Genomic DNA, 3,669 nt, shown 5'->3' with positions numbered 1-3,669 from the left:
CGGCCTGGGCACGCTGTGCTTCCACGGCCCGCCGGGCAGCGGCAAGACCGCGCTGGCCGAGCACATCGCCGCGGAACTGCAGCGGCCGCTGATGGTGCGGCTGGCCAGCGACCTGATGTCCAAGTACGTCGGCGAGACCGAGCAGAACATGGCCCGCATGTTCGAGGCCGCCGCCGCCGAGGGCGCGGTGCTGCTGCTCGACGAGGCCGACAGCTTCCTGCGCAGCCGCCGCATGGCGGAGCGGCATTACGAGGTCAGCGAGGTCAACGAGATGCTGGCGGGCATGGAGCGCCATGCCGGCCTGTTCATCTGCACCACCAATGCCTTCGACGACCTCGACGAGGCGGCGCTGCGCCGCTTCAGCTTCAAGATCCGCTTCAAGCCGCTGCGGCCGGACCAGCGGCTGACGATGTTCGAGCGCGAACTGGGCCTGCCGCCCGATGAGCCGCAGGCCGACCGGCTGCGGGCGCTGGACGCGCTGACGCTGGGCGACTTCGCCGCGGTGCGGCAGCAGGCCGAGATCCTGGGCGAGGCGCTGTCGCCGGATGAATTCCTGACGCTGCTCGAGGCCGAGCACCGTGTGAAGCCCGACGTCCGCCAGCGCCGCCCGATGGGCTTCCGCAAGGGCGAGGCCTGACCCCCACGCCATGTTCTATGGCATCGTGCCGGGCATGCTGCTCTCGTTCCTCTTCCGCTGCCTCGCGCGACTGGTGTTCCGCTGCCTCGCGCGACTGAGCCAGGTAGCGCGCCGAGCGGTGCTCCTGCCGCTGACGCTCGCGTTGCTGCTCGGCACCGCCGCGCAAGCCGCTCCTGCCGCGGCCGCGCCGCCGCCCAAGGCCAGCTGCCCCGCCGAGCCCGCGCCGCTGCCCGCCGCGCGTCTGGCCGCACTGGCCAAGGATCGCGGCCTGATGTGGACGCTGCAACGCGACGGCCGCACCTCCTACCTCTATGCCAGCCTGCATGTCGGCCGTCCCGCCTGGGCCGCGCCCGGACCGCGCCTGCTCGCCGCTCTGGCGCAGGTCGACGCGGTGGCGCTCGAACTCGATCCGCTGGACCGCGATGCCTGGCAGATGCCGCCGATGCCCGAGCTGCCGCTGGACGCCTCGCTGCGCCGCCGCCTGGACGCCCAGGCCGCCGCGGTCTGCCTGCCGCCGGGCGCGCTCGCGACGATGCATCCGCTGCTGCAGACCAGCACCTACATGCTGCTGCGCGCCCGCGCGCTGGGGCTGGACGTGCGGTACGGCCAGGAGATGCTGCTGAGCCAGTGGGCCCGCGAGCGCGGCCTGCCGGTGCTGGCGCTGGAGACGCTGCAGGGCCAGCTCGAGGCGCTGCTGCCCGCCGATGTCGACGCCGCCCGCCACGAGCTGCGGGCCAACCTGCGCCAGCTGGAGCGCCCCGCCACGCTGCTGCGCACGCTGGACACGATGGTCGCCGTCTACGACCGCGGCGACCTGGCGCGGCTGAACCGCTACGCCGAGTGGTGCGATTGCGTCACCGACGCCGCGGACCGCACGGCGCTGAGACGCATCAACGACGGTCGCAACCCGGCGCTCGCCGAGCGGATCGCCGAGCTGCACCAGCGCGGCCAATCGCTGCTGGTGGCCGTCGGCGCGATGCACATGACCGGCCCGCGGGCGCTGCCCGCGCTGCTGCGGGAGCACGGCTTCGAGGTAACCCTGATGCCGCCCTCCGGATCGCGGTGACCGAGTTGCGGCACACTGGGCCGCCTTCGCGCCCGGCCCCGCCGCGGCGCCTTCCGTCAGACCCTTCCTTTTCCCTTCGGAGTCCCGCATCTTGGACCCCCTGCCGTCCTTCCTCCAATCGCTGTTCCTGGTGCCGCTGACGCTGCTGCCCATCATCAATCCGGTGGGCGTGGCCCCGATCGTCATCGGCGCGGCCGGCGGCGACGACAAGGTCCTCAAGCGGCTGTCGCGCCAGGTCGCGATCAACGGCTGGGTGGTGATCATGGTGTCGCTGCTGGTGGGCACCTACGTGCTGGACCTGTTCGGCATCTCGCTGCCGGTGGTGCGCGTGGGCGGCGGCCTGCTGGTGGCCTACAGCGCCTGGGTGATGCTGACCCGCAACGAGACCGACGACGTCCAGACCGCCGTGGTGCATTCGTCGCCCGGCGACATCAGCGAGGCCGAGATCGTGCGGCGCAGCTTCTTCCCCATCACCTTCCCGCTGACCACCGGCCCGGGCAGCATCGCCGCGGCGATCGCGCTGGGCGCGCAGATCCCGCGCTCGCCCATCCCCTACGTGATGCAGGCCGGCATCGCCGCGATCGGCGCGGCCATCACGGCGGCCGTCGTCTACCTGGTCTACCGCAACGGCGGCCGGCTGCTGATGCGCATGGGCGAGGTCGGCACCCTGGTCATGATGCGGCTGATGGCCTTCGTGCTGCTGTGCATCGGCATCCAGATCCTCTGGTCCGGCTGGGCCGACCTGAACCACATCCCGACCTGAGGCGACCCTCGCCCCGTCCTGCGCGGAGGTCTCCCGCCGCGGCGTAGGATCGACGCTCACGGCCGCGCCCAGGCAGGCGTCGCCGCAAGCCCACCGAGGAGACAGCATGGCGGACACCGACTTCAGCAAATTCGTTCCTGGCTTCGACTTCCTGCAGGGGCTGATGAAGAACGCCGGCGCCGCGATCCCCGGCTTCAACCAGTGGGTGGCCCCCACGCTGGACCCGCAGGAGCTGGACAAGCGCATCGACGAGCTGCGCACCGTGCAGTTCTGGCTCGAGAACAACGCCCGCATGCTGACCGCGACCATCCAGGCGCTCGAGGTGCAGCGCATGACGCTGTCCACGCTGCACGCGATGAACGTGCCGATGGCCGACCTCAAGGATGCGCTGAAGACCCCCGTGCCGCCGCCCTTCCCGGGGGCGTCGTCCGCTTCGTCGCCGTCGCCGTCGTCCGCGCCGGCCCCGGCTTCGAAGACCGCGACGGCCGCGCCGTCCTCATCGCCTGCCGCCGAGGCCGCATCGAAGGCCGAGCCGGCCGAGGACGCCGCCGAGCCGGCCAAGGCGCCCGCGGCGCCCGGCGCCAAACCTGCCGGCGCCGACCCGATGCAGTGGTGGAACGCCCTCACCCAGCAATTCACGCAGGTCGCGGCCAACGCGATGAAGAGCGCGCAGACCGCGGCCTCGGTCGCCACGGCGGCGTCCACGGCCGCCGCCTCGTCGGCCGCGCCGTCGGGTCGGCCCGCGGCGACGCGCCCCTCCGCCGCGAAGGGCACGGCGAAGGCATCGACGGATCGCGCGCCCAGAGCGGCGGCCAAGTCGGCGGCCAAGTCGGCAGCCAAGGCCGCGCCGGCCCGCAAGACGACCGCTTCCAAACGCAAGACTCCCTGAGCCTCCCGCAGTTCCCCCGAGGGCCGTCCATGCCTCGTTTCCTCCAGGCTCACGCCACCCATCCCGACCCCCACATGGCGCTGGCCCTGGCCGGCGCGCAGCTGGAGGGCCAGCGCGCCGGCATGACGCCGACGCTGGGCTTCCTCTACCTGACCCACCCCTACGTGCCGCAGGCGCAGGCGCTGCTGGACGAGGTCCGCCAGCGCTGGCCCGGCTGCGGCTGGGTCGGCGCGTCGGCGCTGGCGGTGAGCGCCAGCGGCGTCGAGTATTTCGACGAGCCGGCGCTGGTCGTCATGCTCTGCGACCTGCCGCCG

4 protein-coding genes and 1 pseudogene are annotated in these 3,669 nt (G+C 72.7%); all 5 read left to right on the top strand.

Translation table 11 applies throughout. The annotated features are described in order from the left end of the window. The coding region (locus FUT87_RS21315) for an ATP-binding protein (protein ID WP_147242316.1) at window positions 1-637 on the top strand (637 nt) is incomplete at its 5' end. A gap of 10 nt (window positions 638-647) precedes the next feature. After that, a complete protein-coding gene (locus tag FUT87_RS21310) occupies window positions 648-1,703 on the top strand; it encodes a TraB/GumN family protein (RefSeq protein ID WP_147242315.1) in 1,056 nt (351 codons plus the stop codon). 91 nt (window positions 1,704-1,794) lie between these two features. After that, a complete protein-coding gene (locus FUT87_RS21305; RefSeq protein ID WP_254783480.1) occupies window positions 1,795-2,466 on the top strand; it encodes a MarC family protein in 672 nt (223 codons plus the stop codon). Between the two features lie 106 nt (window positions 2,467-2,572). Next, window positions 2,573-3,355: a PhaM family polyhydroxyalkanoate granule multifunctional regulatory protein gene (locus FUT87_RS21300; protein ID WP_147242314.1), complete on the top strand. Its 783-nt coding sequence runs from the start codon at window positions 2,573-2,575 to the stop codon at window positions 3,353-3,355. Between the two features lie 29 nt (window positions 3,356-3,384). Further along, window positions 3,385-3,669 (top strand): annotated as a pseudogene (locus tag FUT87_RS21295) (hypothetical protein); the annotation flags it as partial.

Source organism: Mitsuaria sp. TWR114, assembly GCF_007997345.1.
Note: the sequence above shows the minus strand (reverse complement) of the source record. Positions and strands in the feature narration are given on the sequence as shown.

Excerpts from the sequence above, each read along its gene's own strand:
- FUT87_RS21310 (WP_147242315.1), top strand. The coding sequence starts at position 648 with ATGTTCTATGGCATCGTGCCGGGCATGCTGCTCTCGTTCCTCTTCCGC.
- FUT87_RS21300 (WP_147242314.1), top strand. The coding sequence starts at position 2,573 with ATGGCGGACACCGACTTCAGCAAATTCGTTCCTGGCTTCGACTTCCTG.